Consider the following 26,066-nt stretch of genomic DNA (forward strand, 5'->3'; position numbering starts at 1 on the left):
GTGAAATACGATGTTGTAATTATTGGAGCCGGTGCTTCCGGCTTAATGTGTGCTGCTACTGCGGGCTATCGTGGTAAATCAGTACTGGTGATCGAACATACCAACAAAGTAGGCCGTAAAATTCTGATGTCCGGAGGCGGGCGCAGTAACTTTACTAATTTACATAATACGGCTGATAACTTTGTTTCAGAAAATCCGCACTTTTGTAAATCAGCATTGAGCCGTTATTCTGTTCGTGATTTTATCGAGCTAGTTGAGCGCCACGGCGTGGACTATCACGAGAAAACATTAGGGCAGTTGTTTTGTGATGACAGCAGTAAAGAAATACTACGTGTACTGCTCACTGAGTGTGAGTGGGCTGGCGTAGAGATCCATAAAGAAGTCACCGTTAAGCAAGTACAAAAACAGGCCCAAGGTTACCAACTGGACACAACTGAAGGTAAGATACAGGCACAATCCGTTGTGATAGCAACAGGTGGCTTATCGATCCCTAATGGTGGCGCCACACCATTTGCCTACGAAGTGGCAACACAGTATGGCTTAACGGTTTTGCCTACATCAGCAGGGCTCGTTCCTTTTACCTTACAGCCTGACTTGTTAGAGCCGCTTAAACCATTGTCAGGTGTATCGCATCGTATTACAGCCAGCGTTGGCGAGGTCTCTTTTACCGAAAATATGTTGTTTACGCATAGGGGGGTGAGTGGCCCCGCAATCTTGCAAATATCCTCCTATTGGCATTCTAGTGACGAAGTTGAGATCAACTTCTTCCCTGAATTTGACCTTTTGATATGGCTAAAAGACCAACGAGAACAACGACCTAAAGCTGATATATCAACCGTAATGTCACAAAAGATGAGTAAGCGAATGGCGCAAATACTGTGCGAGCTATTCTCTTTAAGTGGGAATATGGCTGACAAGGGTAACGCTGAGCTAGAGAAAATCTCACAAGCATTTTGCCATTGGCGGGTAAAACCTTCGGGTACAGAAGGGTACCGTACGGCCGAAGTAACCTTAGGTGGAATATCAACCACCGAAGTATCGCAAAAAACCATGGAAGCGAATAAAGCACCTGGCCTATTTTTTATTGGTGAATGCCTAGATGTAACAGGGCACTTAGGTGGCCACAACTTCCAATGGGCGTGGGCATGCGGTTTTGCGGCAGGGCAGGCTGTTTGATTGTGTAGAGACAATAGAGTTATCAAATAGTGCTCCTAAATCTAGAGTAACTATCGAGTAATTGCTGTTCAAACATACAGTGTATTTATGAGCGGCTTATATTTATGCTGGTTTTGCATAAACTGTAACGAGGCAAATGCTTGTATTGCTTCAGCTGCTGAGTTAAAAATATATGTAAATCAGACAGATGGATGTCTGGCATGGGTAGATATACGGACCCCCGTATATCAATTGTTAATACGCCTGCGCGGTTTGCCACGGAAGATGCCTCTATATTTCTAAAGATTTTCCTTCCTTTTCAAACGATTACATCTGTTTTTAACTAATGGCGGTGAGGGTAGATACACGGACCCCCGTATATACAAATGTTATGTTACTTAGGAAACTATGAGTAAAATTATAATTTATGGAGCAGGATTACTTGTCGTAGGTTTTGTAGTGTTTTTGTTATTATTTCTTACTTTTGAAAATGCTATATCAGGTCAAGCTATCTATGGCACAAGACAAGGCGATGCATTTTTTGTAACTGGTTTTCCTGCCACTTTAATTAATTTTGGTATTTTAGGTTTAATTTTAAGCCTAATCACCTATATAGGTTACTTATTTAAAAGACATGTTTACTTTCTTAAAGCCTATCGTTATTTAGGTTTATTCAGTGGCGTTTTAATTTCAATAGGTATTGTGCTCAACGTAACATAACAAGCTAATTAACAGGACAAATAACAGTTGGTTTTTGCTCCTGCGTCGCTTATTTTAACCAACTATTATTTGCCCATTATTAGGGCGTTACATTCCTTGAGTAAATTAGACCTGAGGAGGATATATGGACAATAAAACTAAAGAGTTAATAGCTATTGGCTCATCTATGGCGACAAATTGTATGCCCTGTCTAGAGTTTCATATAGGCAAAGCCAAAAGTCATGGCGCTAGCATGAAGGAACTAATTATTGCTTCAAAGATTGGCATTCATGTAAAAGCAGGCGCAGCGGAGAAAATGGAAAGTTATGCATCCAAAATTATCCAAGGATTTAGCGAGGAGGAGGTTGAAGACATCTGTAATTGCGACTAGTTATTGGTCTATTTTTGGAATCATTACCATCAATAAAATGTAACAAGTAAGGGTTTGGGACACGCTACCGCGTGCCCCAATCTTAGGCGTTAGGCAGTACTTTGTACTGGGAATTTGCAGTGCGTTACGTAGTGATTATGGACATTACTGTGCCAGCATACACAGACAAATTCGGAGAAAATCTTGACCGCTGAAACAAAACATGAAGCCGATAGAATTCGTTCCGCAATTGTTACGATCATATTAACTGTGTTCGCACTTGCACTTGGAGATGCTATTATTAAGGGAGTCAGTGCCAGTTTTACCCTCTGGCAAATCTTCTTTCTGCGCTCTGCCATCGCTGCCCCTATTCTCGTTGCAGTCCTCAAAACCCGGAAACAGCTCACGTTTATCTTACCAAATCATTTTTGGTGGACGATGTTGCGAAGTTTGATGCTAACCTTAATGTGGGTTACGTACTATGCCTCACTTCCTCACGTCAATTTATCGGTAGCGGCTGCGGCTTACTACACACTGCCCCTCTTCATTACTATCTTTGCTTCTGTATTTCTTGGCGACACAATTGGCAAGATTGGATGGCTAGAGATAGCACTTGGGTTCGTAGGGGTTTTAATGGTACTTCAACCACGAATCGAAGATTTTAACTGGTATGCACTCTTACCAGTATCGTCCGCTATCTTATACGCCTTGGCGATGGTACTCACTCGATCTCGTTGCAAGTCGGAGAATGTCATCGTGCTTTCTCTCTGGCTGAATTTAATGATGCTCTTCACCGGAGCAATACTAACCTTGGTACTCATGTTGCTCCAGCCAAGTCCGCAGGTAGTTGAAGGCCAGGAGTTCCTTTTCGGCCCCTGGTCAGAAATGAGCGATAAGGAGTGGGTGGTGATAGGTATTCTTTCGGTAGCAATTCTGGTTGGTAGCGTAGGGGCGGCATACGCCTACCAAAATGGACCGCCTGCCACAATAGCAACCTTTGATTTTGCTTATGTGGCGTTTGCGGTCCTTTGGGGCGTGGTCATGTTTCAGGAGATCCCCAGTGCTGTTGGCGCGATTGGTATGTTTCTGATAGTGTTTGCAGGAATTCTAGCTGTCCGAGCAAAGGGAAGGAGTCATACCCCGCCTAACAAGGAGCGAAACGCGGATTCCGGCGCAGGAGCGCCTCCACCGGTTCGCTGAGCGTTAAGAGTATCGTAATAACTATGAACTGTTTCGAAGAATACAAGGTATGGAAAAAAAGGCAAAAAGTTGGATTAATACTATTGATCTTAGCCTCAATAATTGTATTTTTAAGCCCATGGGTATTTTCTTTTTATATTTTTTTAATACCGTTCACAATTTGTTTGTTTATGCTTTTTTGTAACTACATGTTATCTGAATGTAAGTGCAATAAATGTGACGCGAATATAGTTTCAAAAATTCACTTTTATTTAGGAACCAATATGTTCCTGAATCCTAAAGAGTGTAAACAATGTGGCTTCAAAGTAGAAAACTCTTAACAAAACAGACATTCTTACACGTCAGCGCTTAAACGACACAGAAGCGGTTCATTCGCGATGTTTCGGTACATATGTGGCTTTCTGTTTTAAACTAGGCTTTGTTTAGCGTTATTGAAGCGTTATATTCGGATAATACCTATCCATATTTAACGGGGAACGGAAAATGAATTTAAAAAAGGGTTATTGGTTTTCTCGTTTTTTACTATTTGTATCATTGGGTTACTATATGGAGCTTCCCCTAGCTGGTTCTTTCGTTCTTTTCTATTAGAGTCGCCTCCACCGGGTGTTGATCAGTCACATATTCTTAGGGCGGTGATGATGCTCTATATTGCGCTAGGGTTATTTTGGCTTTACTGCGCTTTTTCGGAGAAATACAGAGATGCAGGCATTGTTGTACTTTGTGTGTTTTGCGGTGGGCTTGTAACAGGTCGAATTTTGAGTGTAGTTATTGACGGAATTCCTTCTCCATTATTGGTTTTATATGTTTTTATAGAGTTAAGTGTGGTTCCTTTATGTATATGGCTTTTAAGGCGTGATAACCAATAATAAAACCATCAGAAAAACCGTTCTTTTCATCTGTTTTTGTCGGCTGTTAAGTGAACTTTCAGCAAACATATCATGAACACTTCATTTGGATATCTAGCGACTTTCTTGGTGACGCGTTATTCGCTCACAATGGGTAATTGCCATTGTATAAGGAGATAGTCAGTACACTTAAGGGCAGGCCAAGCTATGGTTTTTTATTGATTTTATCCGTATTGTGAGTATTTGCCCAGCGCTGGGCGTTGCCACTTAAAGATGGTTATAGGAGCTTGTATTTGAATACGGATCAATGGCTGATTAGCGGCGTTTTGATGTTAACGCTGGTGCTCTTTGTTTGGGGAAAGTATCGTCATGATGTTGTGGCCGCTATTGCACTGGGGCTGTGTGTGCTTGCTGGCCTAGTAGCGGCCGAAGATGCCTTTACCGGTTTTAGCCACCCTGCCGTTGTAACGGTGGCAGCGGTGCTGGTGATTTCAGATGCGCTACGCCGCTCCGGTGTAGTGGATATGATCGTACAAAAAATACTGCCCTACACCGAAAACCCACTCAGCCATATCCTGATTATGACGACCGTCGTCACAGTCGCGTCTGCCTTTATGAATAATGTAGGGGCTCTGGCGCTAATGTTACCGGTTGCACTGGCAACCTGCAGTAAGCACCAGCGCTCGCCAGCGTTGATTCTTATGCCGCTGGCCTTTGGCAGTATTTTGGGCGGTATGACAACAGCCATAGGCACACCGCCCAATATTATTATTGCCATGATGCGCGCCGAAGTAAGTGGAGAATCATTCAACATGTTTGATTTTTCACCTGTGGGGGTGGCTATCGCCATTATGGGCGTGCTCTTTATCACGCTGGTGGGCTGGCGTCTGATACCGGCTGCACGCCTTAAGAGCAGCTCACCTGAGCAGCTCTTCGCTATTGATGAGTACCTAACAGAAGTGATCATCACTACTGGTTCTGGTTTGGTGGGGCGCCCGGTAGAAGATATTGATGGGCTAGATGATGGCAGTATCGAGGTGGTGGGTGTGGCTCACCGCCATGGCAAAACGATGTCGTTGCGTCCAGGCCAGTTGCTTAATGCCGGCGATATTCTGATCTTGCAGGCCGACCCATCTGAAGTACAGCCTTTACTCGATAAGAACGATCTAGAGCTGATCACCAGTGCCGATAAAAAATTCTCCGAACTGACACAAGGCGATCTAACCCTAGTAGAAGGCGTTATAAAGAAAGGTTCGGTGCTAGAAGGGCGTGATGTGCCTTTTTTACGTAGGCGCAGTGGTAGTTCTTTGGCGCTGGTGGGTTTGGCACGTGAAGGACAGCAGGTTCGTAGGCGGTTGCGTCGCAAACAGTTTAAAGCCGGTGATATTTTGTTGCTGCAGGGGGCTGCGGATGATGTTGGGGAGCAACTCAGCGAGCTGGGTATGATTCCACTGGCCGAGCGAAACCTAAGCCTAGGACAGCCGAAAAAAATCGCTATCGCGTTGGCCATTTTTACTATCGCTATTGGGCTGGGTGTTGCCAAGGTATTGCCGCTAGCAATCGTATTTTGTCTTGCTGTTGTCGTCTATTTGTTACTGGATATTCTTCCGGTTCGTAACCTTTACGACGCTGTTGACTGGCCAGTGATTATCCTGCTATCAGCCATGATTCCGGTGGGCTCGGCTCTGCAAAGCACAGGGCTTACACAATTATTAGCGACGCAGGTTTTGGCGCTGACTGAAGGTATTCCGGTGTATCTCGTTATCGGTTTGGTGTTGGTTGTTACTATGTTCCTGTCAGATATCATCAATAATGCAGCTACTGCTGTGATTATGGCACCGTTAGCTTATGGACTCGCTATGGGGTTGGGTGTAAGTCCGGATCCATTTTTTATGGCTGTGGCTGTTGGTGCTTCCTGTGCCTTTTTAACTCCGATAGGGCACCAATCAAACACCTTGGTGTTGGGACCTGGAGGGTACGCGTTCGGTGACTATTGGCGTATGGGCTTGCCTCTAGAAGTTATGATTGTACTATTGGCGGTACCGCTGATTCTGTTGGTTTGGCCGCTTTAGTATTAGGGGCTGGGGCAATTCAAGTAGGAAATAAAAGCAGCTGAAAGGCTGCTTTTATATAGAGAATTTAGTTAGAGAGAAGGTTAAATTTGTATTGATTTAATGTATTGCTAGCGCTAAATTTTCATGCGCATTGAGTAATTTATCAATACTATATTATGTCTAATAACTTGATTCTCATTTTCTATTAAAAATCCTGCCTTTTCAAAAAAGGGTTTTGCAACAATGGATGCCTCTACATAGAGCTGCTTTAAGCCTACATTTTTAGCAACACTCATTACGTGCTTGAGTAGCTTTGTAGCGACGCCTTTTCTCTGGAATTTGGGTGCAACATAAGCGCAATCTATATGCCCATCTGATTCTAATTCGATAAAACCTGCGACTTCACCTTTAATGACAAGCAGGTAGGGTTTTTTGCGTTCAAGTCTCTTTGCCCATTCACTGTAGTTAATAGGCGTGGAAGCCCAAGCATCTTTTTGTTCGTTAGAGTAAATTGAAGAGTCAATCGCATGTACCGACGCATAAAATAGATCTGCTATGTCTTTAGCTTTATCTGGCGAGTATTTAATAAGGTTCATGTGGCTAACTGTACTGAATCAGTGATGTTTTCATAGTGTTGCTTACATGCTTCCTTTGATTACGTGTTACAGGGTTACACAGCTACTAATCAATGAATACGTGACCTAAATATGAAAATACGCCCATCATTATGCCGGTAAACAGCTGGGCATGAACAAGATAAGATAATTTCTTGACCTCTTTTGGTGTGTATTTCCAGCTTATGAATAAACCAAATGCTCCCTGCCAAACAACAAGAAATAATACTGCCGGAAAAAAGAGAATGTGCATGGGTATGCCCATAAGGGCGATGTGTAAAAGGATAACCGCTACAGCTGCGATGCCAAAATATATATGAGTGCGGTCCAGATAATGAATCAACTTCTGAAATAAATTTGCATCGATAGGGGATGAGTACTCAGGCAGAATGCGTTTTGATAAGGCTCCTTTTCCAAGTGCCAATTTAAGCGCAGTTCGAGCATAAATAAACAAGAGAAGCCACAAGCCAATCTCGCCTATGCCCTCTCCAAGTTCGGATAAAAATGTTTCATGCTCAGGAATGGATGGGTAATGCAAACTTATATAAATATAGTACCCAGCCGACAGTACTAAGGTTGTTGCAGTAAAAACAAGAATTTTTCTTAGTCCGTCTGATATGGTTTTCATGAGCCTACTCAATGAGTTTTTTTTAAGTTTACTAGTGTATAAATTTTTTTTCGTTCAAACAACCACTGATTTAAGCAGTGATTGCTATTGGCATCGTTGGTTATTATAACCACGGGTATATGCATTTAATGAGTGCTAAGGCAAAAAAGTATGGTCTACAAACAGCCTCTATGGCGAGTATTGACAGGTTTATAGCATTGATAATTATGATCACTCCGGCTGCTTCTGAATAACTGTTCTTCATCGTTAACGTGTTTGATACCAATTAATTATTCTGCATGGTTTATCAGCGGGGTTGCCCAAAGCCGCAAAGCGAAGGCTATTTAACCAAAGTTGAACGGAGTTATTGGCCTGTACTGGTTTAGTCTTACTTATCGCTTGTAGAGAATAAAAGCTAAGCATTTATTGATTTTAATGCAGTGAACTATAATCAATTATTAAGGGTTGCCAGTAATTGCTAATGAAAAATCAGAACCGACGGATATATTTGGTTTATTTACTTGTTGGTATTGCCATGCTTACCAGTGTGGTAGGTTTTGTTCTTATCGACAGGCACTACCAACAGGTGGCTGTTGATCAAGCCAGGATGAATGCAGAAACTGTTACCAGCTTGGTTGATAATGCACGCCGTGCCTACAGTAAAGTGTTGAGTGAGTTAAAGTCGCAGACACGTTTAGTCACGGCGCATGATCATGCGATAAATGACGGTGTAATTCCCAACCCTGCCACCTTTAGTATTGAACTTGCGAAAAGTGTTAGTAGTGTCAAGCAACGAGTATGGATGTATAGCTACCATCCTTTTCCGTGGCGCAAGGATACCGCAGTTCCAAAAAACGATCATGAAACAGAAGCGCTTGCTCAGTTAACCGCTAGCCCGAAAGAACCTTACATCCGCATTTTGAATGAAGGGCCAGAGAAAAAGTTTTTTTATGCCAAAGCCATTGTCATGAACGATGCCAGCTGTGTTGATTGTCATAATAATCACCCTGACAGCGTAAAAGTTTCTTGGAAGATCGGTGATACCAGAGCGGTACTAGCAACAGTCTCTAGTCTGAAGTACGAGCAAAAGTTCTCTCTGTGGTTCATCTTTGGGTTTATCAGTTTTCTGTCTTTATTTTGTGTTGCCTTGTATCTCAAGAAGAATCAGGAGTGGCTGTTAAGTGAAATAGCTGGGCGTACGGACCCCTTAACAAAAATACCGAATAGAATTTCTATTAACGAACAGATCAACCAGCAATTTAATCATCATAAAGAAACCCACAAAGCGCTGGGTGTGATGATGATCGATATTGATAATTTCAAAGATATCAACGATAACTACGGCCATGATATTGGCGATAAATGTATTATTGCTGTAGCTAATGCATTAAGCGCAGAGTTACGAACTAATAACGACTATGTCGCACGCTGGGGAGGGGAGGAGTTTTTGGTATTGTTACATGATACTAATATTGAAGCGGCTAAAGCTGTGGCAAATCGCTTGTTAAATACGGTCCATAGGAAAAAAATAACCAAGCATAATTTATTAGTCACTTTCAGTATTGGTATTGTAGTTGCCAGCCCCCATCAGGTTAACTCTTGTGAAGAGATGATCCAGCAAGCTGATCAGGCTTTGCTAAAGGCGAAGGCGGTTGGGAAAAACTGTTATGTAATGAATGAAAACAAATAGTGCGTTGTTGTCTAGTCTTTGCATAAGTTGGGCCTTTTTACTGCGTTGCTAGCTATTTTGTTAATACTTGATGCCTCTGTAATGCGGAGCTTTTAGAATGTCTTCGTTTTAACTCCTTTGTTAGTGCTAAAATACCCGTCTTCAATACTCCTTATGCGCCACACGATCCCGGAAAGAATATTAAATGGAAATCAAAGTAAATTTTTTAGAAAATCTTAGACTCGAAGCAAAGTTTGATGATTTCACTGTCACCGCAGATCAGCCTATCCGCTATAAAGGTGATGGCTCTGCACCGAGTCCGTTTGATTACTTTTTAGCTTCGTCGGCGCTTTGTGCGGCATATTTTGTGCGAGTTTATTGTTTAGCGCGAGATATTCCAACAGATGATATTAAGCTCTCACAAAACAACATTGTTGATCCTGAAAATAGATACAACCAAGTATTTCAAATACAGGTTGAACTCCCTGAGAGCATTTCTGATCGAGACCGTGAAGGAATTCTGCGGTCCATTGACCGTTGTACGGTTAAAAAAGTGGTTCAAGAAGGCCCTGAGTTTAAAATTGAGCCCGTGGATAGTCTAGATGAAGATGCAACGCTAATGAGCCTTGGGCGGCCTGATGGCGATACTAATACAACGATTATTGGCAAAGATCTTCCGCTAGAAAAAACCATTGCCAACATGACAGCGATTTTGGCTGATCTTGGAATTAAGATTGAAATTGCTTCGTGGAGAAATATTGTCCCGAATGTTTGGTCGCTACATATTCGTGAGGCGGCTTCACCGATGTGTTTTACCAACGGTAAAGGCGCAAGCAAAGACAGCGCACTATGTTCAGCACTTGGTGAGTATATTGAGCGTGCTAGTTTTAACTTCTTTTATAACGACCAATTCTTTGGCGAAGATATTTGTAACAGCAAGTTCGTTCATTATCCTGATGAGAAATGGTTCAAAGCAGGTCCAGACGATGCTTTACCTGAGGGCTTGATGGATGAAGCATGTCTTGAAATCTACAATCCCGATGATGAGCTGAGAGCGTCTAATCTAATTGATACAAACTCGGGTCTTATTGAGCGTGGCATTTGTGCGCTACCTTATGTTCGCCAGTCTGACCAACAAACCGTCTATTTTCCCTCTAACCTGATCGAGAATTTATTTCTTAGTAACGGCATGAGTGCAGGCAATAATATTCACGAAGCCAAGGTTCAGTGCCTTTCAGAAATATTTGAACGTGCTGTAAAAAGGCAAATCATCGAAGAAGAAATTGTCTTGCCTGATGTTCCGCAAGAGGTACTAGAGCAATACCCACATATTCTTGAAGGCATAAAAGGGTTAGAGGCAAACGGTTTCCCCGTTGTCGTGAAAGATGCGTCTTTAGGTGGCGTCTTCCCTGTGATGTGTGTCACCTTAATGAACCCTAAAACGGGCGGTGTTTTTGCCTCGTTTGGTGCTCATCCAAGCTTTGAAGTGGCTTTAGAGCGTAGCTTAACCGAGCTTCTGCAAGGTCGCAGCTTTGAAGGACTAAATGATGTGCCACCGCCTACTTTTAATAGCATGGCAGTCACTGAACCGAATAATTTCGTTGAACACTTTATTGATTCAACAGGCATCATCTCTTGGAAGTTCTTTAGCGCTAAGCATGATTATGATTTCTGCGAGTGGGATTTTTCAGGCACGACAGAGGAAGAAACAAGTAACCTCATGAACATCTTAGCTGATCTAGGCAAAGAGGTTTATATAGCGGTGCATGATGATTTAGGCGCTGCAGCCTGCAGAATTTTAGTACCTGCATATTCAGAGATCTACCCTGTTGAAGATCTTATCTGGGATAACACCAACAAAGCACTGTATTTCAGAGAAGATATCTTAAACATTCACTCACTAGATGATGACGAACTGACGGATTTAGTTGAACGCTTAGAAGAGAGTGAGCTTGATAACTACACTGACATTAAAACGCTCATTGGAATTGAGTTCGATGAAAACACTGTTTGGGGCCAGCTCGATATCGGTGAGCTTAAAATTCTTATTTATTTAGCGCTTGAACAGTATGAAGAGGCCAGTGAGCTTGTTCAAGATTACATGAATTTCAACAATAACACGGCGACTCGCGGCTTATTCTATCAAGCGATCAATGTTGTTCTGGATATTGTTTTGGATGAAGAGTTAGATCTTGATGACTATTTGCCAAACTTGGTAAGAATGTATGGCGCCGATACGATGGCAAATGTCGTAGGGTCTGTTTCAGGTGAAGTTAAATTTTATGGCTTAACCAAGACCAGTATGAAGCTTGAAGGGCTTGATAAGCACTTAAGGTTGATCGAGAGCTATAAGAAACTCCATAAGGCAAGAGAAGCCGGGATGTCGCGTTAATGTCTCTCACTTGGCAAAACTTAGTGAACAGTAAATAGTTGATGACGTGTTATTAAGCCGTTAAATACGTTTCTATAGAATGATTGGTGGTAGGAGGCTCTATAATGGCCAGAGCAGGCGCGCGACATATATTAGTGAAAACCAAGGCTCAAGCTGATGCGCTAAAACAGCAGTTGGCTAAAGGGGCCGACTTTGCAGCCCTCGCTAAAAAGCATTCCACATGTAATTCTGCAAAGAAGGGCGGAGATCTTGGAGAATTTTCTCCTGGCACGATGCTAAAAGCATTTGATAATGTAGTTTTTAAGAAAGCCTTGCTAACCGTACATGGACCAGTGAAAACCAAGTTTGGATTTCACTTGATAGAAACAATTTACCGTGACTAACTAGCTGCTGTGCTAAGTCGCTCCTGAGCTGTGATTAAAAAGGCCAATAATATTATTATTGGCCTTTTTTATGCTGTTTATCGTTCTTCCGGATGAAGCACTTCAGGTGTTTCTTGCATCGCAATGAACTCGATCAATTGACCAATTTCTCTTTCATTGAAAACAGGGATCCCATGGCGCTGAAGTTCCGACGCAGTGACACCGCTGCCCGGTGTTAATGTGTCATTAAATTTACCATTGTAGGTTTCGCGGTTACCACAAGAAGGGCTTCGGCTTTTGAGTAGGGCACAACATGCCCCTGCTTCTTTTACCTTTTCTACGGCTAGTTCTGCACCATGTAAAAACTGAGGAGTTACATCTTCTCCTTCAATGTTTACAACCATTACTGGGTGTCGAGACGTTATTTCTGCAGGTAAACGAGGGGTCGGTAAACCGCCTGCCATCTCTGGACAAAAATGAACAATGCGTCCTTCTTCTTGCCACTGTTTAATCTGAGTGTGTTCGAGCAAGCTGTGTTGGCCATCATATCTAACTTTTTGACCTAAAAAGCAGGCACTCACGAGTATTTTTTTCATTCTTATAAAGTTCTCGAGTTTGTCTGCGCGCATTTTAACGACTCTAGCTAATAGTTCAATGTTATAAGCATATAAAACTGCTCTTTATCAAAGAAAAGTTAGATTATCTCTATTCTTTAGTATTACAAAATTGAGTTTTGTTATCTATTTGATTTTTATCAATTTTTATATTTATCTTTACGTAAAGGTAAGGGAAAGTGTGAATAGTTCTTTACGTTTATAGCAATAGGCGATATAAAATTACGGGTTAACACTTAAAGGAAGATACTCATTTCATCTCCAGTCGTGTTAATACCAGTGATAACAATAATAACGAATACCCGCGGTAGTTACTCGTGAGGCGTTCACTGTTTAGGATAGGTATTCGGTTTGACTCGACCATTAGAAGGGCTAAAAGTACTCGATTTTTCAACCTTGTTACCGGGGCCATACGCAACCATGTTAATCGCTGACATGGGTGCAGATGTTTTGCGTATTGAATCTCCATCGCGCCCAGATTTAGTGCGGTTAATGGAGCCTCAAATCGGTGGACAGTCCGCCGCGTTTGAGTATTTAAATCGTGGTAAACGTTCCTTAGCAATGAATCTTAAAAAACCTCAAAGTCTTGAGGTTATTCATGCATTGCTAGCTGATCACGATATTGTTGTTGAACAATTTCGCCCCGGTGTAATGTCTCGCTTAGGCTTAGGGTATGAGCAGCTCTGCAAAATAAACCCTCGCATTATTTACTGTTCAATTACTGGGTATGGACAGTCCGGACCTTATCGAGACCGCGCGGGTCACGATATTAACTACCTTGCATTGAGTGGTATCGCTGCATCATCGGGTAAAAAGTCAATTGGTCCATTGTTATCGGGTGTTCAAATAGCCGATGTGGCAGCAGGGTCACAGCCGGCAGTAATGGCTATTCTTGCTGCTGTGATTCAGCGCTCTAGAACGGGTAAAGGGCAGCATATTGATATTGCTATGAGTGATCAGTGTATGGCGTTACAGCCCCTAATGATGCCCAGTGTTATTAACGGGCAAGCCCCAATCAATGCAGAAGAACACTTTCTTAACGGTGCTGGTTTATATGATTACTACGCGACAGCCGATAATCGTTATATGGCAGTCGGCAGTTTAGAACCTCAGTTTCGTAAAGTACTTGTTCAAGCGTTGGGGCATCCCGAGTGGATGGACAGTGATGATGTTTTTCTTAAAGAACACCTTAGCGAAGCTTTTGCTCAAGAAACTCAAGCATGTTGGAGTGAACGTTTTGCAGACCTAGACGCCTGTGTTGAGCCCGTCTTAGCTATGGACGAAGCGCTAGTTCATCCTCATGCAGTGGCTCGCGAACTAATGAGTGAAAGCCCCTCTGGTGTTAAGCAGGTTAAACCGACGCCTTCGTTAGCAGGTATGAGTAATCGTTCAGTTGAATCAGCTCCTTTGTGCGGTCAAAACAATCAAGAAACTCTTCTCAGCTTAGGCTATACGAGTGAGCAGATTGAGGCTTTTGGTGCTGAGGGTTTATTTATATAAACGTTATGAGCTATAGCAGCAGGCTTTCAGATGAATGATAAAAAGAGAAAATAAAATGAGCAGAAAGGAATATCAGTCATTTTATGAAAACTTTACACCTGCATTAATTGAAGAGCAGCTTACTGGTAGCTTCAAGGATGGTTTTAATGTATGTGAAGAAATATGTGATCGCTGGGCAACGACAGACCGTGTTGGCTTGTTCTATGAAGGACTGAAGCGGCCTGCTAGCCAGTATACTTATGCAGAGTTACAAGAAAAGTCAGCTAGATTTGCCAATTTCTTACATTCAAACGGTATAGGTAAAGGTGATCGTGTAGCTGCATTATTGCCGCGCACACCGGATTTAATGATTGTTATTCTTGGTGCATTACGCGTGGGTGCGGTTTATCAACCGCTTTTTACTGCCTTTGCTTCAGGCGCCATCGCCTATCGTATGGATATGGCTAATACAAAACTGATTGTTACGGATGAGTATAATCGTCATAAATTAGACGCCGTTAAAGCGTGTCCGACGATTGTGATAGCTGATTTGATATCAGGTCAAAGTGCTAGGACGGGCAGTGATGATTTATCATTAACTGATGAGCTCGCTCGGCAATCAGATCAATTTGAGCCTGTGCGGATTGGAGCAAATGAACCTTTTTTGCAAATGTTTACCTCCGGCACTGTAGGCAAAGCTAAAGGCGTCGCTGTACCTGTGCGCGCTATTTTGTCTTTTTATGTGTATATGAAGTATGCCATAGGTTTGCGCTCTGATGATGTGTATTGGAATGTGGCCGATCCTGGCTGGGCCTACGGTTTGTACTATGCGGTTATTGGGCCTTTGTTGCTTGGCAATGGTACGCACTTTAATGAAAACGAGTTTACCTCTGAATCCACTTATCAGATGGTTCGCAAATACGGTATTACTAACATAGCGGCGTCTCCTACTGCTTATCGTATGTTGATGGCCAATGATAATGAGTTAACGGAGTGTAGTTCATTAGGACTTAGAGTTGCGAGCAGTGCGGGCGAGCCTTTAAATCCTGCCATTATCAGTTGGGCTAAACGCCGATTGGGGTGTCTTGTTATGGATCACTACGGGCAGACTGAAACGGGAATGACATGCTGTAATTATAGTGATCTTGAGCAACCCTGCGTACGAATGGGCTCCATGGGTTTTTCTCTTCCAGGCCATCGTGTTGTTGTTTTAAATACTCAGTATGAAGAAGTTAATAAGGATGAATTTGGTCAGCTTGCAGTTGATGTAGAAAACTCTCCGCTGTTCTTTTTTCATGGATATACGTGGGATGAAAAAGAACCGTTTAAGGGACGTTATTATCTAACAGGCGATGTGGCCGTTAGTCACGGCGATGGGAGCTATTCGTTTATTGGCCGTGATGATGACATCATCACGACGGCGGGCTACCGTGTTGGTCCTACCAACATAGAAAGTTCATTGCTTGAGCATGAGGCGGTTGCTGAATCGGGTGTTGTAGGTAAACCTAACACTTCTTATGGCGCTATTATTAAAGCTTATGTCGTGCTTAAGCCTAGCTTTGGTGCCTCACTAGAGCTTGAAGATGATTTAAAACACCGAATATGTGAGCGTTTATCCTCTCACGATTCTCCCTGTGAAATTGAGTTCATTAACGAGCTTCCCAAAACTACCAGCGGAAAAATTCAACGCTTTATTTTACGCCATCAAGCACGTGACGAAGTTTAGTATTAATCGATTGCCTGACTTGGAGACCAATATGAGCGCCTCTCTTGTTGAAGCAAAGCGCGTTTTTGATAGCGCCCCTTTTATCGCATCCTTGGGTTGTCATCTCGATACATTAGGCAGTGGGGTTTGTCATAGCCATATTGTGTTGGCAGAAAAGCACCAGCAACAAGATGGCTATGTGCATGCCGGTGTGCAAGCAACGTTAGCAGACCATACCGCAGGGACAGCCGCTGTCACCTTGATCGAAGAGGGGCAGCGTGTGCTTACTGCTGAGTTTAAAATTAATTTATTGCGTGCAGCAACAGGTGAACTATTGATCTGCCGTAGTAGTGTTTTAAAACCCGGCAGAATGTTAATTATTGCGGAATCTGAAATATACACCAAACAAGTAGGAAGCGCGGATGACTGTTCTCTTGTTTTAGTAGCAAAAGCAACAGTCACGTTAGCTGTAACCAATAAGTAAAATAAACAGCGGAGAGCTTATATGGCACAAGTAATGAATTTTGAGGAAATGCAAGCATTCTTAGCTGAGCAGTTTCCGCAGGGTAATCAATATGGTGTGCTTGAGAGTTTAGGAGATGGATGGGCAGAAATGCGCTTGCCAATTGATGATCAACACTTAAGGCCCGGCGGTACCGTCTCTGGACCGGCCATGATGGCATTGGCAGATGTGGCTATGTATGCCGCGCTACTCAGCAAAATAGGCCCTGTTGCATTAGCGGTAACGATTAACTTGAATATTAATTTTTTACGTCGTCCTAAAGCTGATATGGATATCATTGCGCGGGCTGAAACATTGAAAGTGGGTAAGCGTCTAGGTGTTGGGGAGGTATATATTACTTCTCGTGGAGAAACCGACCCTGTTGCCCATGTCACGCTTACTTATTCGATTCCGGAGCAATAATATGACCGTCTTTTGGAGCAATCAGCTGCTGGATATGGGGCATGGAATGATGCTTTCTATACGCATAGGTAAGCATGCACAGCAAAACATTCAACGGCCTGTGCTTGTGCTCCTGCATGAGGCGCTGGGTTGTATTGCTATGTGGAAGGATATACCCGAGCAACTAGCTGCTGAAACTGGTTGTGATGTTGTGGTATATGAGCGTCAAGGGTATGGCTTGTCTTCTGAGATAACGTTACCCAGAGATGATGATTATCTAGTTGAGGAGGGGGAAATATGGTTACCTCGGCTAATAGATAAGCTTGGACTAAACAGAGTAATTCTTATTGGTCATAGTGATGGAGGGTCAGTCGCTTTAATTGGTGCAGCTACGTCTGCGAGTAAAGTGGTCGGTGTCATTACAGAAGCGGCGCACATATATATTGATCACCTAACGACAGCAGGTATCAAAGAGGCGGTTGAACGCTATCAAGACACTAATTTGAAAGATAAGCTGGCAAGGTATCATGGCGAACGAACCGACCTGCTGTTTCGCGCTTGGCATGAAACATGGTTACGTGAACGCAAGTCCCCTATGAATCTACGGCCTTGGTTGCCTCGTATAGAGTGTCCGGCATTGATTATTCAAGGGCAGGATGACTGTTACGGAGTAAGGGAGCAGGTCACCGATATTTGTACAGGGATTGGTGCGCGAGCAGAACCTCTTTTCTTACCTAAGTGTGGTCATGTTCCACACTTTGAGGCAAGAGAAAGTTTGATTTCAGCCGTCGTTAAATTTGTTGATATTAACAGTTAAGTGATATTAAGACGGTTAGCTTGCTGAACGAGATCAGGCAAGCTAGCGGCTCGCATCTTGCTCATGACACGCGCCCGATGTACTTCAACAGTTTTTGGGCTGATGCCTAAGGATTCGGCAATTTCGCGGTTCGATTTTCCACTAACAACCAGTGACATTACCTCTTTTTCACGCTTACTCAAAGAGTCATAGTTATTACGTGATTGAGCACGGGCGTTGTTGCTTTTGAACATTTCAGTGGCGCGTTGTAGGCCAAGCTCTACTAACCTTAATAAAACCTCGTCATCAAATGGCTTTTCAATAAAGTCCAGAGCGCCATTCTTCATGGCATTGACTGCCATCGGTATATCGCCATGCCCACTGATAACGATAATGGGAAGTTTAATATCTCTTTCAATCATGATCTGTTGGAGGGCTAAGCCGTTTATTTCGGGCATGCGTACATCAAGCAGCATACAACCCATATCACCGTTGTAGCGATTCAAAAAATCTTGAGCAGAATCAAAACCAATTACATGGAAGTTATCTGATTCAAGTAACCACTTCATTGAATCTCTGAAATCATTATCATCGTCGACAATAAATACAGTACCGCTTGCTCGTTGTGTCATTAACTTGTCCTTACCGGAACTTTAAAATGAAATTGAGTGCCATTCTTGCCATCGCTCTCAGCCCATAGCTGTCCGCCATGGGTTTCAATTATCGTTTGTGAAATTGCTAAGCCCATCCCTAAACCTGTTGATTTAGAGGTAATGAAAGGCTCAAAAAGTGTATCGAGTCCTTCGGCTGAAATCCCATTTCCTTCATCTTGAACCGAGATGCAAATATATCCGCTTGCGAGTCTCGTGGTAATAATGACGGGACGGTACGTTTTTTCACATTCGCTATAAGCCTCAATAGCGTTACGCACCAAGTTTAATAATACCTGTTCAATCTGGATCTTGTCAGCTAGTAGCTGAGGATCACAGGGATCTAATTCAAAATTAAAGGTAATATTATGATCGGTAGCTTCTTGATTTAAAAAGCCGATAACATCAACGCAAGAATCATTAATGAAGAACTCAACTCGCTGGAAATCAGTTCGTTTCACAAAGCTGCGCATGCGTTTAACAATCTCAGCTGCACGTTTGGCCTGTTTGGTGATGAGCTGCATTGAGTGTGAAATTTGAGGAAGATTTGACTCAGGAGAGCCTTCTTCCAGACGCCTTAAGCTGCCTCGACAGTAATTCAAGATAGCAGCTAATGGCTGGTTGATCTCATGCGCGAGCCCTGTGGCCATTTCACCAACAGACAGCAAGCGAGACATATGAGCCATTTCTAGTTGCTGTCGTTTTGCGTTTTCTTCTGCTCGGTGTTTAAGAGTGATATCACGGCCAATAATGGAGTAATACTCAACCTGCATATTTTCTGTATGGTTGCGGTGGGCAATGACTTCTCGAATTTCTGCAATTCTATTGTGGTTTTCAGGCATTTTAATAGGGACGCTACCGTACCAGGTGCCATGTTGTGCGGCGTGATTGAGTGCATCCTGTACGAGTGTTTTAAAAATATTATTGTCAAAAAGCTGATCAAGATAAAACACGACTAGGTTTTCTTTTTCGCTGCCTAAGGTGCGATAGGCTGATTCATTCAAGTAGGTCAGCTGCATCGACTCGTGATTGCAAAACATGATTAAATCACTTGATGCCTCAACAACACGGGCAAGACGACGGATAGCTTTTTGTGCCATTTCACGTTCAGTTACATCACGAGAGACGCAGATGATCTCTACGGGTACTCCTTCATCATCCCTTATTGTACGGCTGGTGGTTTCTAGCCAAATGTAATGACCATCTTTATGTCGGTATCGGTAAGTATTGGTATACATACCACGCCGATAATGAACAGTTTTAGCTCTTTTTAGTAAGTTATCAGCATCGTCAGGGTGGAAAAGATCATAACCATTCATGCCGATAATTTCATTCACGGTATACCCTAAAACCCTCTCTACTGCTGGGTTTACATCGATATATACCCATTCAGATGTGGCCGAATGGCGTGAAATCATATCAGTAGATTGTTCTGCGAGTAGGCGATATCTATCTGCTTCTTCACGATATTTTCTAAGGTCATCTGCGATGCTTTCGTGCATATTTGTCTCTTGGTTCGTATATGCTGCGTATTATCCTGAATATAGTATGACTTTAGGCTAGGTTGTGTAATAAGGGAAATTGCGTATCATTGTGCGGAAGTAGGGGTTTTTGCTTATTTTCAGGCGTTTTTAATGCATTGGTATAGCGCTAAACCTTTAGGTGTTTATAACTCATAGTGAGTAAAGGGAATATAATGTCACACAATAATCACAATCCTTATATTATGGGTCTTGATAAGAATGAAGCTAATTATTCTGCATTAAGTCCTTTGTCTTTTATTCAGCGCTCTGCCAGCGTGTATCCAAATCACTTGGCTGTTGTGCATCAAGATACGCGTCGTACGTGGTCTCAAACTTACAAGCGTACAGTTCAACTTGCTAGCGCACTGACAAAAAATGGAATTAATAAAGGCGACACTGTTGCTTTTATGGCGCCGAATATTCCTGAATTATTTGAAGCGCATTTTGGCGTTCCTATGGCCGGTGCCGTTCTAAATGCATTAAATACACGCTTAGATGCAGAGGCGCTTGCTTTTATTCTTCAGCATGGTGAAGCAAAAATTGTTTTTGTTGATCGTGAATTTTCAGAAGTGATTTCACGTGCCGTTAAAATGATTCAGCACAAGCCAGTAGTTATTGATATTGATGACTTGTACTACGAAGGTGGTGAGCTTATCGGTACAATGGATTATGAAGCGTTTATCGCACAAGGCGATGAAAACTTTAACTGGTCGTTACCTGAAGATGAGTGGGACGCAATCACTTTAAATTACACATCAGGAACAACAGGTAATCCTAAAGGTGTTGTTTATCATCACCGAGGGGCTTACTTGAATGCCGTCAGTAATCTTATTTCCTGGAATATGGGCTCACACCCTTCATACTTATGGACACTGCCAATGTTCCATTGTAATGGTTGGTGTTTCCCGTGGAGCCTTGCTTCTTGTGCTGGTGTGAATGTGTGTCTGCGTCATGTTCGAGCTGATGATATTTATAATGCGATACGTGATGACAACGTAAACCATTTTTGCGGTGCGCCAATTGTATTGAATATGCTAAACAATGCGCCGGATGAATTAAAAGAAGGCATTAACCATGAAGTAAAAGTAATGACGGCGGGCGCTCCACCTCCAGCCTCTGTTATTCAGGGCATGGAAGAGATGGGCTTTAACGTGACTCATGTATATGGTCTTACTGAAACTTATGGCCCTTCAGTTGTGTGCGCATGGCATGATGAATGGGATGAGAAAACCATCGAAGAGAAATCTCGTTTGAAGTCTCGTCAAGGCGTTAAGGTGCCTATGCAGGAAGGGCTAATGGTTGCTCATCCTGAAACTCTTGAACCAGTACCGCAAGATGGCACGACCATCGGTGAGATCTTCATGCGTGGTAACTTGGTGATGAAGGGGTATTTGAAAAACCCAACGACAACTGATGAGGCTTTTGACGGTGGTTGGTTGCATTCAGGTGACCTGGCGGTATGGCATGCTGATGGATACATTGATATTAAAGACCGCTCTAAAGATATCATTATTTCTGGTGGGGAGAACATCTCCAGTGTTGAAGTAGAAGATGTGCTTTATCGCCATCGCTCAATTATGGAAGCTGCTGTTGTTGCTCAGCAGGATGAGAAGTGGGGTGAAGTACCGTGTGCTTTTGTCAAAGTTAAAGAAGGCGAAGAGATTACGGCCGAAGAAGTGATTGCTTTTTGTCGTGATAATATGGCGCGCTTTAAAGCACCTAAAAAGATTGTCTTTGGCGATCTACCAAAAACTTCAACCGGTAAAATTCAGAAATTTTTACTGCGTGACCAAGCGAATGATAAATAATTTTTGATGCTAGTCAAAAACGGCCTACGGGTCGTTTTTTTTGCTTATAATATGAGAATCATAATGGATGTGAGTATGGACTCATTGTGTGAGTTACATTTGGTTTTCAATTAGGAGTGGTGTTTTGTTTACCGAGAGTTCGCTAGAGGCTTTAAAGTCTCTACATAATGCTATTTGGGTGTACGATGTAGAGCTTTATAAGATTCGTTGGGCAAATGATCAGGCATTGCTTTTTTGGGAGGCGGACTCAGAAGAAGAGTTGTATCAACGCGATTTTAAAAAAAACATGTCCGAAGCAATTTATACGCTACTTAGTAACAACCTTGTTGAATACCGCCGTGGCCATGAACACACGCAATGGTGGACACTGTTTCCCAAAAATAAACGCAAAGAGATCTATTGTCATTATTCTGGAATAGAGCTTTGTGATGGTCGTACGGCTATGTTGGCGCAAGTGATTGTGACAAGAGAACTGTTAGAAACAGAGCTCTCTCTGCATTTATCAACAACTACAGTGTCTTTATGGGATGCACAGGGCCGGCTTAAAAGTGCTAACCCTATGTTTATTGATCTTTACGGTGAATCATTAGGCCAGTTTGCGGAGTTATTCTTCTCCAAGCGACAAGCCGATGAGGTTTGGGAAAAAGCCTTTGATAATAGTGAATTTGAGGTAGAGATTTTCTTACCAACGCCGCTAGGTGAACAGTGGCACTCTCTTCACTTAAGGGTAAATCAAACGTTACAAGGCGATGTGCTGGTGGTGCGCCAGTTTGATGTGACTGAACGCAAACAGCAGGAATTACATCACAAGCATTTGGCGGTTGTTGATCCACTTACCCAGCTAAGAAATAGATACGGTGTTTTACAGCAGCTAGAAGGTTTTGCAGCGAAAGGTTTGTCATTTAGTTTGTTCTTTATTGATTTAGATAACTTCAAAACGATTAATGATTACTATGGTCATGAGCAGGGTGACAAGTTATTACGCGCTTTGGCAGACAGGCTGAGGTTTCGTTTTTCAAGCTCTTTGAGTATAGCTCGTCTTGGTGGTGATGAATTTTTGTTGGTTGATGCTTGTGATGTAGCGTTGGAGCAAGTGGCTGATCAACTTATTAATGCAGTGTCAGAACCCTTTAATTTAGAAGTGCTGGGTGATTTGCGAATTACGGCCAGTATTGGTATTGCAAATTTCCCGTCAGATGGAGAGAGTGTTGACGCTATTATAAGGCATGCTGATGCCGCTATGTATGAAGCGAAAGGACGTGGAAAAAGTACGTTTGTTTACTTTTCTCAAAACATATCCAACGGCATTAAAAGGCGTCACCAAATGCGCCAGCTGCTCGGTAAAGCCGTTTCTCAGCACGAGTTCCAGGTCGTTTATTTGCCTGTAGTGGATACTCAAACACAAATGCTGTTTGGTGTTGAGGCTCAATTGCAGTGGAACAGTCCAGAGCTTGGGGTTATTAAGCCCTTTGAGTTTATGCCGGTTGCTGAAGAAAATGGGATGGCATCTACACTTGAGTATTATGCCTTAGAGAAGTCTTGCCAGCAGATGAAAGAATGGATCAACATATCTCATGGCGATTTTGGCACTCTGGTATTAATGATAGATATTTCAGTTAGGCAGTTAAGTTGTCATAAATTTATTTCATCAATTAGAGCGTTATTTCAAGCTAATCGCATGGCCCCCAAACATGTGATGCTTCAGGTTATAGGCTCAGCAAATTTAGATAACGAGTTTGCACTTAAGGGTTTACTTAAACTGCGTGAGATGGGTTTAAAAAATTGCGCTGTGTGGATTTGCTTCAAATAACACGTCGTTTACGTTATTGCACCGTTTATCAATAACACATCTAAAACTAGATGCAAAAATTATAGCGGAGCTAGAAAGTGGGACTCGTCCGGTTGTTAAGGCGTTGTTCTCTATGGCGCAGAGCATGGAATTAAATGTGTTGGCAGAAGGGGTGTCACGACAAGAGCAGCTTCATATCTTAAATGAGCTAGGCTGTTTTATCTGTCAGGGGGGGATGTTTGATAGTTTTAAAGAGGCCAAGAATTATAAGCTTCCTGGCCTCGTATAGGCATCTAATTATTCAGCTGTTTCACGACGATCAACCATGAAAATGGCTGTTCCCGTTGCCACCAGCTTCTCGCCTACATGCACATCAGTTTTGGCAGTTACACGGCGACGTTTTTCATCAATCTCAGTGATGCTAAGCGTTGCTTTGGCAGTATCGCCAATAAAAACGGGCGCTCGAAATTTAATTTGCTGGTCGATGTAAATAGCACCTGGGCCGGGTAAGCGTGTGCCCGCTACTGTAGAAATAAGTGCAGCACTAAACATGCCGTGGACGATTCGTTTTCCAAAAGGCGTTGTTTTTGCGTACTCGTCATTGATATGGATCGGATTGTTATCACCTGAAATGCCAGCAAACATATATACGTCTGATTCAGAAATAGTTTTCGCATAAAAATCGCTCATACCCACTTCTAAGTCTTCCAGATAGTAACCGTGAAGTTCCTGCATGCTTTATCTCCTATGTAAAATGGTTAACTCTAAATTCTTCATCTAATCCAAAGTATTAGGGGAAATCATTAGTGATTTAAAATTCTATGGTAGAATAGGTGAATTCCCTGATTGATGCGAGTCTGATGTATCAATCATTTGGTCTCCTAACTTGGCTACAGAGAGAAGATGACACATGGCTGATTATAAAGCGCCGGTAAAAGACATGCAGTTTATTCTGGAAAATATTTCCCGCATGCCGCAATTAGCACAACTTGCTACTTTTGAAGATGCTACACCCGATATGATCAGCGCGATTCTTGAAGAAGCGGGGCGTGTATCTGCAGAAGTTATCGCACCGACTAACGTTGTTGGGGATGAGCAGGGGGTTAAGCTCGAAAATGGAACTGTAAAAATTCCTGATGGTTTTGCACAAGCTTACCAGCAATACGCTGAAGGTGGTTGGGGTTCTCTACAGTTTGATCCTGAATATGGTGGCCAAGGGTTACCTTATTCGTTATCGACTTCTGTCATGGAGATGTGGCAATCAGCTAATATGTCATGGGGACTGTGTCCTCTATTGAGCCAAGGTGCTGTTGAGGCTCTTTATTTGAACGGCAGTGATGAGTTAAAGAATACTTACTTGCCTAATATGGTCAGCGGCGAGTGGACTGGTACCATGAACCTAACGGAGCCAGGTGCAGGTTCTGATCTATCAGTGATTCGTAGTAAAGCTGTGCCTGAAGGCGATCACTATTTAATAAGTGGTCAGAAAATTTTCATCACATGGGGCGACCATGAGATGGCGGATAACATTATTCATCTGGTATTAGCCCGCCTTCCTGATGCGCCCGCCGGTGTGCGCGGGATTTCATTGTTCTTAGTGCCTAAATTTTTAGTAAATGAAAACGGCGAGTTAGGGGAGCGCAATGATGTTGAAGTCGCTTCTTTGGAGCACAAGCTAGGTATTCACGCGAGTGCAACCTGTGTCATGGCATTTGGTGAGAATGCGGGTGCAGTAGGTTATCTAATCGGTCAAGAAGGTAAAGGTTTGGCCTGTATGTTCACTATGATGAACAACGCGCGTTTGGCTGTTGGCCTACAAGGTGTGGCCATTTCTGAGCGCGCTTATCAACAAGCGCTTTGGTATGCCGGTGACCGTACTCAGGGTAAAGCAGTAGGCTTTAAAGAAGAGGGGCCGATCCTTCGCCATGCTGATATACGTCGCATGCTGATGACAATGAAGTCATTTACTGAAGCAGGCCGTGCATTGGCCTATGATGCATGCGGCAGTTTAGACTTTGCACATGCCTTAGAAGATAAAGTATTAGCGGGTCAGGAAAAGGCACGTGCCGCTTATTTAACGCCGATCGTAAAAGGCTGGTGCACAGAAGTGGCTCAAGAGGTCACATCTTTAGGTGTTCAGGTTCATGGTGGCATGGGCTTTATCGAAGAGACCGGTGCAGCACAGCATTTTCGAGATGCACGTATCCTTCCTATTTATGAAGGTACGAATAGTATTCAGGCACTCGACCTTGTTGGCCGTAAAACCTTGTCTGACAATGGTGTTGCAGCACAATCTGTCATGGAAGAAATATCAGTTACTTTAGCGCAAGCATCTGAGTCAATGCGCTTTAAAGAAGCAGCCGGTAAAATGCAAAGTGCTTTAGATGTAGCAAAAAGCGTAACCGCACAATTATTATCAGAGTCTACTGATAATGAGTACTTCTCAGGAGCAGTAGCTTATAACTACATGATGATGATGGGTACACTGTGTGGTGGCTGGCAGTTATTGCGTAGTGGCTTAGCCGCTGAAGCTAAGCAGGCTGAAGGGGAGAGTGATCCTTATCTTGAAGCTAAGCAGCTGACTGCTTTGTTCTATGTGGATCAAGTGTTACCGCGTTACTTAAGCTATTCAGCTGTAGTTACAACAGGAAGTGACGCGATCATGGCCTTTACAGACGAGCATTTGGAAGCGGCTTTTAGTTAAGCGTTAATACCTTGATGCAATACAGGTAAACACCCGCTCTTGCGGGTGTTTTGCTATCCAATACCCCTAAAATCGGGTAAGGTATCGGCCAGAATATTTCCAATAAATTGAATGAGATTATTGCCAG

The 26,066-nt window shown here is 42.8% G+C and carries 24 protein-coding genes; 18 read left to right on the top strand and 6 right to left on the bottom strand.

Annotation, left to right across the window (positions count from 1 at the left end):
• The 6 genes from NEJAP_RS09160 (at position 1) to NEJAP_RS09185 (ending at position 6,341) form a co-directional block, all read left to right on the top strand.
• Positions 1-1,176 carry an NAD(P)/FAD-dependent oxidoreductase gene (locus NEJAP_RS09160; RefSeq protein WP_201350319.1) on the top strand — a complete coding sequence of 392 codons (1,176 nt, stop codon included), beginning with the start codon at positions 1-3 and terminating at the stop codon, positions 1,174-1,176.
• A 387-nt stretch (positions 1,177-1,563) separates the two neighbouring features.
• Complete coding sequence (locus NEJAP_RS09165; RefSeq protein WP_201350320.1) at positions 1,564-1,875, top strand: hypothetical protein; 312 nt, start codon at positions 1,564-1,566, stop codon at positions 1,873-1,875.
• 124 nt (positions 1,876-1,999) lie between these two features.
• Positions 2,000-2,245 carry a carboxymuconolactone decarboxylase family protein gene (locus NEJAP_RS09170; RefSeq protein ID WP_201350321.1) on the top strand — a complete coding sequence of 82 codons (246 nt, stop codon included), beginning with the start codon at positions 2,000-2,002 and terminating at the stop codon, positions 2,243-2,245.
• A gap of 183 nt (positions 2,246-2,428) precedes the next feature.
• Positions 2,429-3,424: a DMT family transporter gene (locus NEJAP_RS09175; RefSeq protein WP_201350322.1), complete on the top strand. Its 996-nt coding sequence runs from the start codon at positions 2,429-2,431 to the stop codon at positions 3,422-3,424.
• A gap of 503 nt (positions 3,425-3,927) precedes the next feature.
• Positions 3,928-4,290: a DUF4345 domain-containing protein gene (locus NEJAP_RS19540; RefSeq protein WP_201350323.1), complete on the top strand. Its 363-nt coding sequence runs from the start codon at positions 3,928-3,930 to the stop codon at positions 4,288-4,290.
• Between the two features lie 272 nt (positions 4,291-4,562).
• Positions 4,563-6,341: an SLC13 family permease gene (locus NEJAP_RS09185; RefSeq protein WP_201350324.1), complete on the top strand. Its 1,779-nt coding sequence runs from the start codon at positions 4,563-4,565 to the stop codon at positions 6,339-6,341.
• 116 nt (positions 6,342-6,457) lie between these two features.
• On the opposite strand, the gene NEJAP_RS09190 is transcribed toward NEJAP_RS09185, so the two are convergent.
• Positions 6,458-6,919 carry a GNAT family N-acetyltransferase gene (locus tag NEJAP_RS09190; protein ID WP_201350325.1) on the bottom strand — a complete coding sequence of 154 codons (462 nt, stop codon included), beginning with the start codon at positions 6,917-6,919 and terminating at the stop codon, positions 6,458-6,460.
• A gap of 85 nt (positions 6,920-7,004) precedes the next feature.
• A complete protein-coding gene (locus NEJAP_RS09195; RefSeq protein ID WP_236591124.1) occupies positions 7,005-7,565 on the bottom strand; it encodes a hypothetical protein in 561 nt (186 codons plus the stop codon).
• A gap of 460 nt (positions 7,566-8,025) precedes the next feature.
• On the opposite strand from NEJAP_RS09195, the gene NEJAP_RS09200 reads away from it, so the two are divergent.
• The 3 genes from NEJAP_RS09200 (at position 8,026) to NEJAP_RS09210 (ending at position 11,988) form a co-directional block, all read left to right on the top strand.
• Positions 8,026-9,234, top strand: coding sequence for a diguanylate cyclase domain-containing protein (locus NEJAP_RS09200; protein ID WP_201350326.1), 1,209 nt, complete (start codon positions 8,026-8,028; stop codon positions 9,232-9,234).
• A 184-nt stretch (positions 9,235-9,418) separates the two neighbouring features.
• Positions 9,419-11,605: an OsmC domain/YcaO domain-containing protein gene (locus NEJAP_RS09205; protein WP_201350327.1), complete on the top strand. Its 2,187-nt coding sequence runs from the start codon at positions 9,419-9,421 to the stop codon at positions 11,603-11,605.
• 104 nt (positions 11,606-11,709) lie between these two features.
• Complete coding sequence (locus NEJAP_RS09210; RefSeq protein ID WP_201350328.1) at positions 11,710-11,988, top strand: peptidylprolyl isomerase; 279 nt, start codon at positions 11,710-11,712, stop codon at positions 11,986-11,988.
• Between the two features lie 77 nt (positions 11,989-12,065).
• Here the strand turns inward: NEJAP_RS09210 and NEJAP_RS09215 are convergent, their stop codons facing one another.
• Positions 12,066-12,596 carry a DUF523 domain-containing protein gene (locus tag NEJAP_RS09215; RefSeq protein WP_268927845.1) on the bottom strand — a complete coding sequence of 177 codons (531 nt, stop codon included), beginning with the start codon at positions 12,594-12,596 and terminating at the stop codon, positions 12,066-12,068.
• A gap of 336 nt (positions 12,597-12,932) precedes the next feature.
• Between NEJAP_RS09215 and NEJAP_RS09220 the strand changes: the two genes are divergently transcribed.
• The 5 genes from NEJAP_RS09220 to NEJAP_RS09240 are packed head-to-tail and all read left to right on the top strand — an operon-like array spanning position 12,933 to position 17,486.
• Complete coding sequence (locus tag NEJAP_RS09220; RefSeq protein WP_201350329.1) at positions 12,933-14,081, top strand: CaiB/BaiF CoA transferase family protein; 1,149 nt, start codon at positions 12,933-12,935, stop codon at positions 14,079-14,081.
• Between the two features lie 55 nt (positions 14,082-14,136).
• Positions 14,137-15,786, top strand: coding sequence for an AMP-binding protein (locus NEJAP_RS09225; RefSeq protein WP_201350330.1), 1,650 nt, complete (start codon positions 14,137-14,139; stop codon positions 15,784-15,786).
• Between the two features lie 31 nt (positions 15,787-15,817).
• Positions 15,818-16,249 carry a PaaI family thioesterase gene (locus NEJAP_RS09230; protein WP_201350331.1) on the top strand — a complete coding sequence of 144 codons (432 nt, stop codon included), beginning with the start codon at positions 15,818-15,820 and terminating at the stop codon, positions 16,247-16,249.
• Positions 16,250-16,270: 21 nt separating this feature from the next.
• The gene (locus tag NEJAP_RS09235) at positions 16,271-16,690 is read left to right on the top strand and encodes a PaaI family thioesterase (protein ID WP_201350332.1); all 420 of its coding nucleotides are present in this window, start codon (positions 16,271-16,273) and stop codon (positions 16,688-16,690) included.
• A 1-nt stretch (position 16,691) separates the two neighbouring features.
• Positions 16,692-17,486, top strand: a complete 795-nt coding sequence (locus NEJAP_RS09240; protein WP_201350333.1) for an alpha/beta fold hydrolase — start codon at positions 16,692-16,694, stop codon at positions 17,484-17,486.
• Here NEJAP_RS09240 and NEJAP_RS09245 read toward each other — a convergent pair.
• A complete protein-coding gene (locus NEJAP_RS09245; protein WP_201350334.1) occupies positions 17,483-18,097 on the bottom strand; it encodes a response regulator transcription factor in 615 nt (204 codons plus the stop codon). The two genes, NEJAP_RS09240 and NEJAP_RS09245, sit on opposite strands and share 4 nt — an antisense overlap.
• Positions 18,097-19,617, bottom strand: a complete 1,521-nt coding sequence (locus tag NEJAP_RS09250) for a PAS domain-containing sensor histidine kinase (RefSeq protein WP_201350335.1) — start codon at positions 19,615-19,617, stop codon at positions 18,097-18,099. Before NEJAP_RS09250 ends, NEJAP_RS09245 begins: the two co-directional genes overlap by 1 nt.
• Before the next feature lie 194 nt (positions 19,618-19,811).
• Here NEJAP_RS09250 and NEJAP_RS09255 point away from each other — a divergent pair, with 194 nt between their 5' ends.
• The 3 genes from NEJAP_RS09255 (at position 19,812) to NEJAP_RS19450 (ending at position 23,524) form a co-directional block, all read left to right on the top strand.
• Positions 19,812-21,446, top strand: a complete 1,635-nt coding sequence (locus tag NEJAP_RS09255) for an acyl-CoA synthetase (protein ID WP_201350336.1) — start codon at positions 19,812-19,814, stop codon at positions 21,444-21,446.
• A gap of 124 nt (positions 21,447-21,570) precedes the next feature.
• A complete protein-coding gene (locus NEJAP_RS09260) occupies positions 21,571-23,256 on the top strand; it encodes a putative bifunctional diguanylate cyclase/phosphodiesterase (RefSeq protein ID WP_201350337.1) in 1,686 nt (561 codons plus the stop codon).
• A 16-nt stretch (positions 23,257-23,272) separates the two neighbouring features.
• The gene (locus tag NEJAP_RS19450) at positions 23,273-23,524 is read left to right on the top strand and encodes an EAL domain-containing protein (RefSeq protein ID WP_268927846.1); all 252 of its coding nucleotides are present in this window, start codon (positions 23,273-23,275) and stop codon (positions 23,522-23,524) included.
• Between the two features lie 8 nt (positions 23,525-23,532).
• Here the strand turns inward: NEJAP_RS19450 and NEJAP_RS09270 are convergent, their stop codons facing one another.
• Positions 23,533-23,970 (bottom strand): MaoC family dehydratase, encoded by a 438-nt coding sequence (locus tag NEJAP_RS09270; protein WP_201350338.1) that lies wholly within the window; start codon positions 23,968-23,970, stop codon positions 23,533-23,535.
• A 175-nt stretch (positions 23,971-24,145) separates the two neighbouring features.
• Here NEJAP_RS09270 and NEJAP_RS09275 point away from each other — a divergent pair, with 175 nt between their 5' ends.
• A complete protein-coding gene (locus NEJAP_RS09275) occupies positions 24,146-25,939 on the top strand; it encodes an acyl-CoA dehydrogenase (protein ID WP_201350339.1) in 1,794 nt (597 codons plus the stop codon).
• The last annotated feature ends 127 nt before the right edge of the window (positions 25,940-26,066 follow it).

The organism is Neptunomonas japonica JAMM 1380 (genome assembly GCF_016592555.1).
GTDB classification, from domain to species: Bacteria; Pseudomonadota; Gammaproteobacteria; order Pseudomonadales; family Balneatricaceae; genus Neptunomonas; species Neptunomonas japonica_A.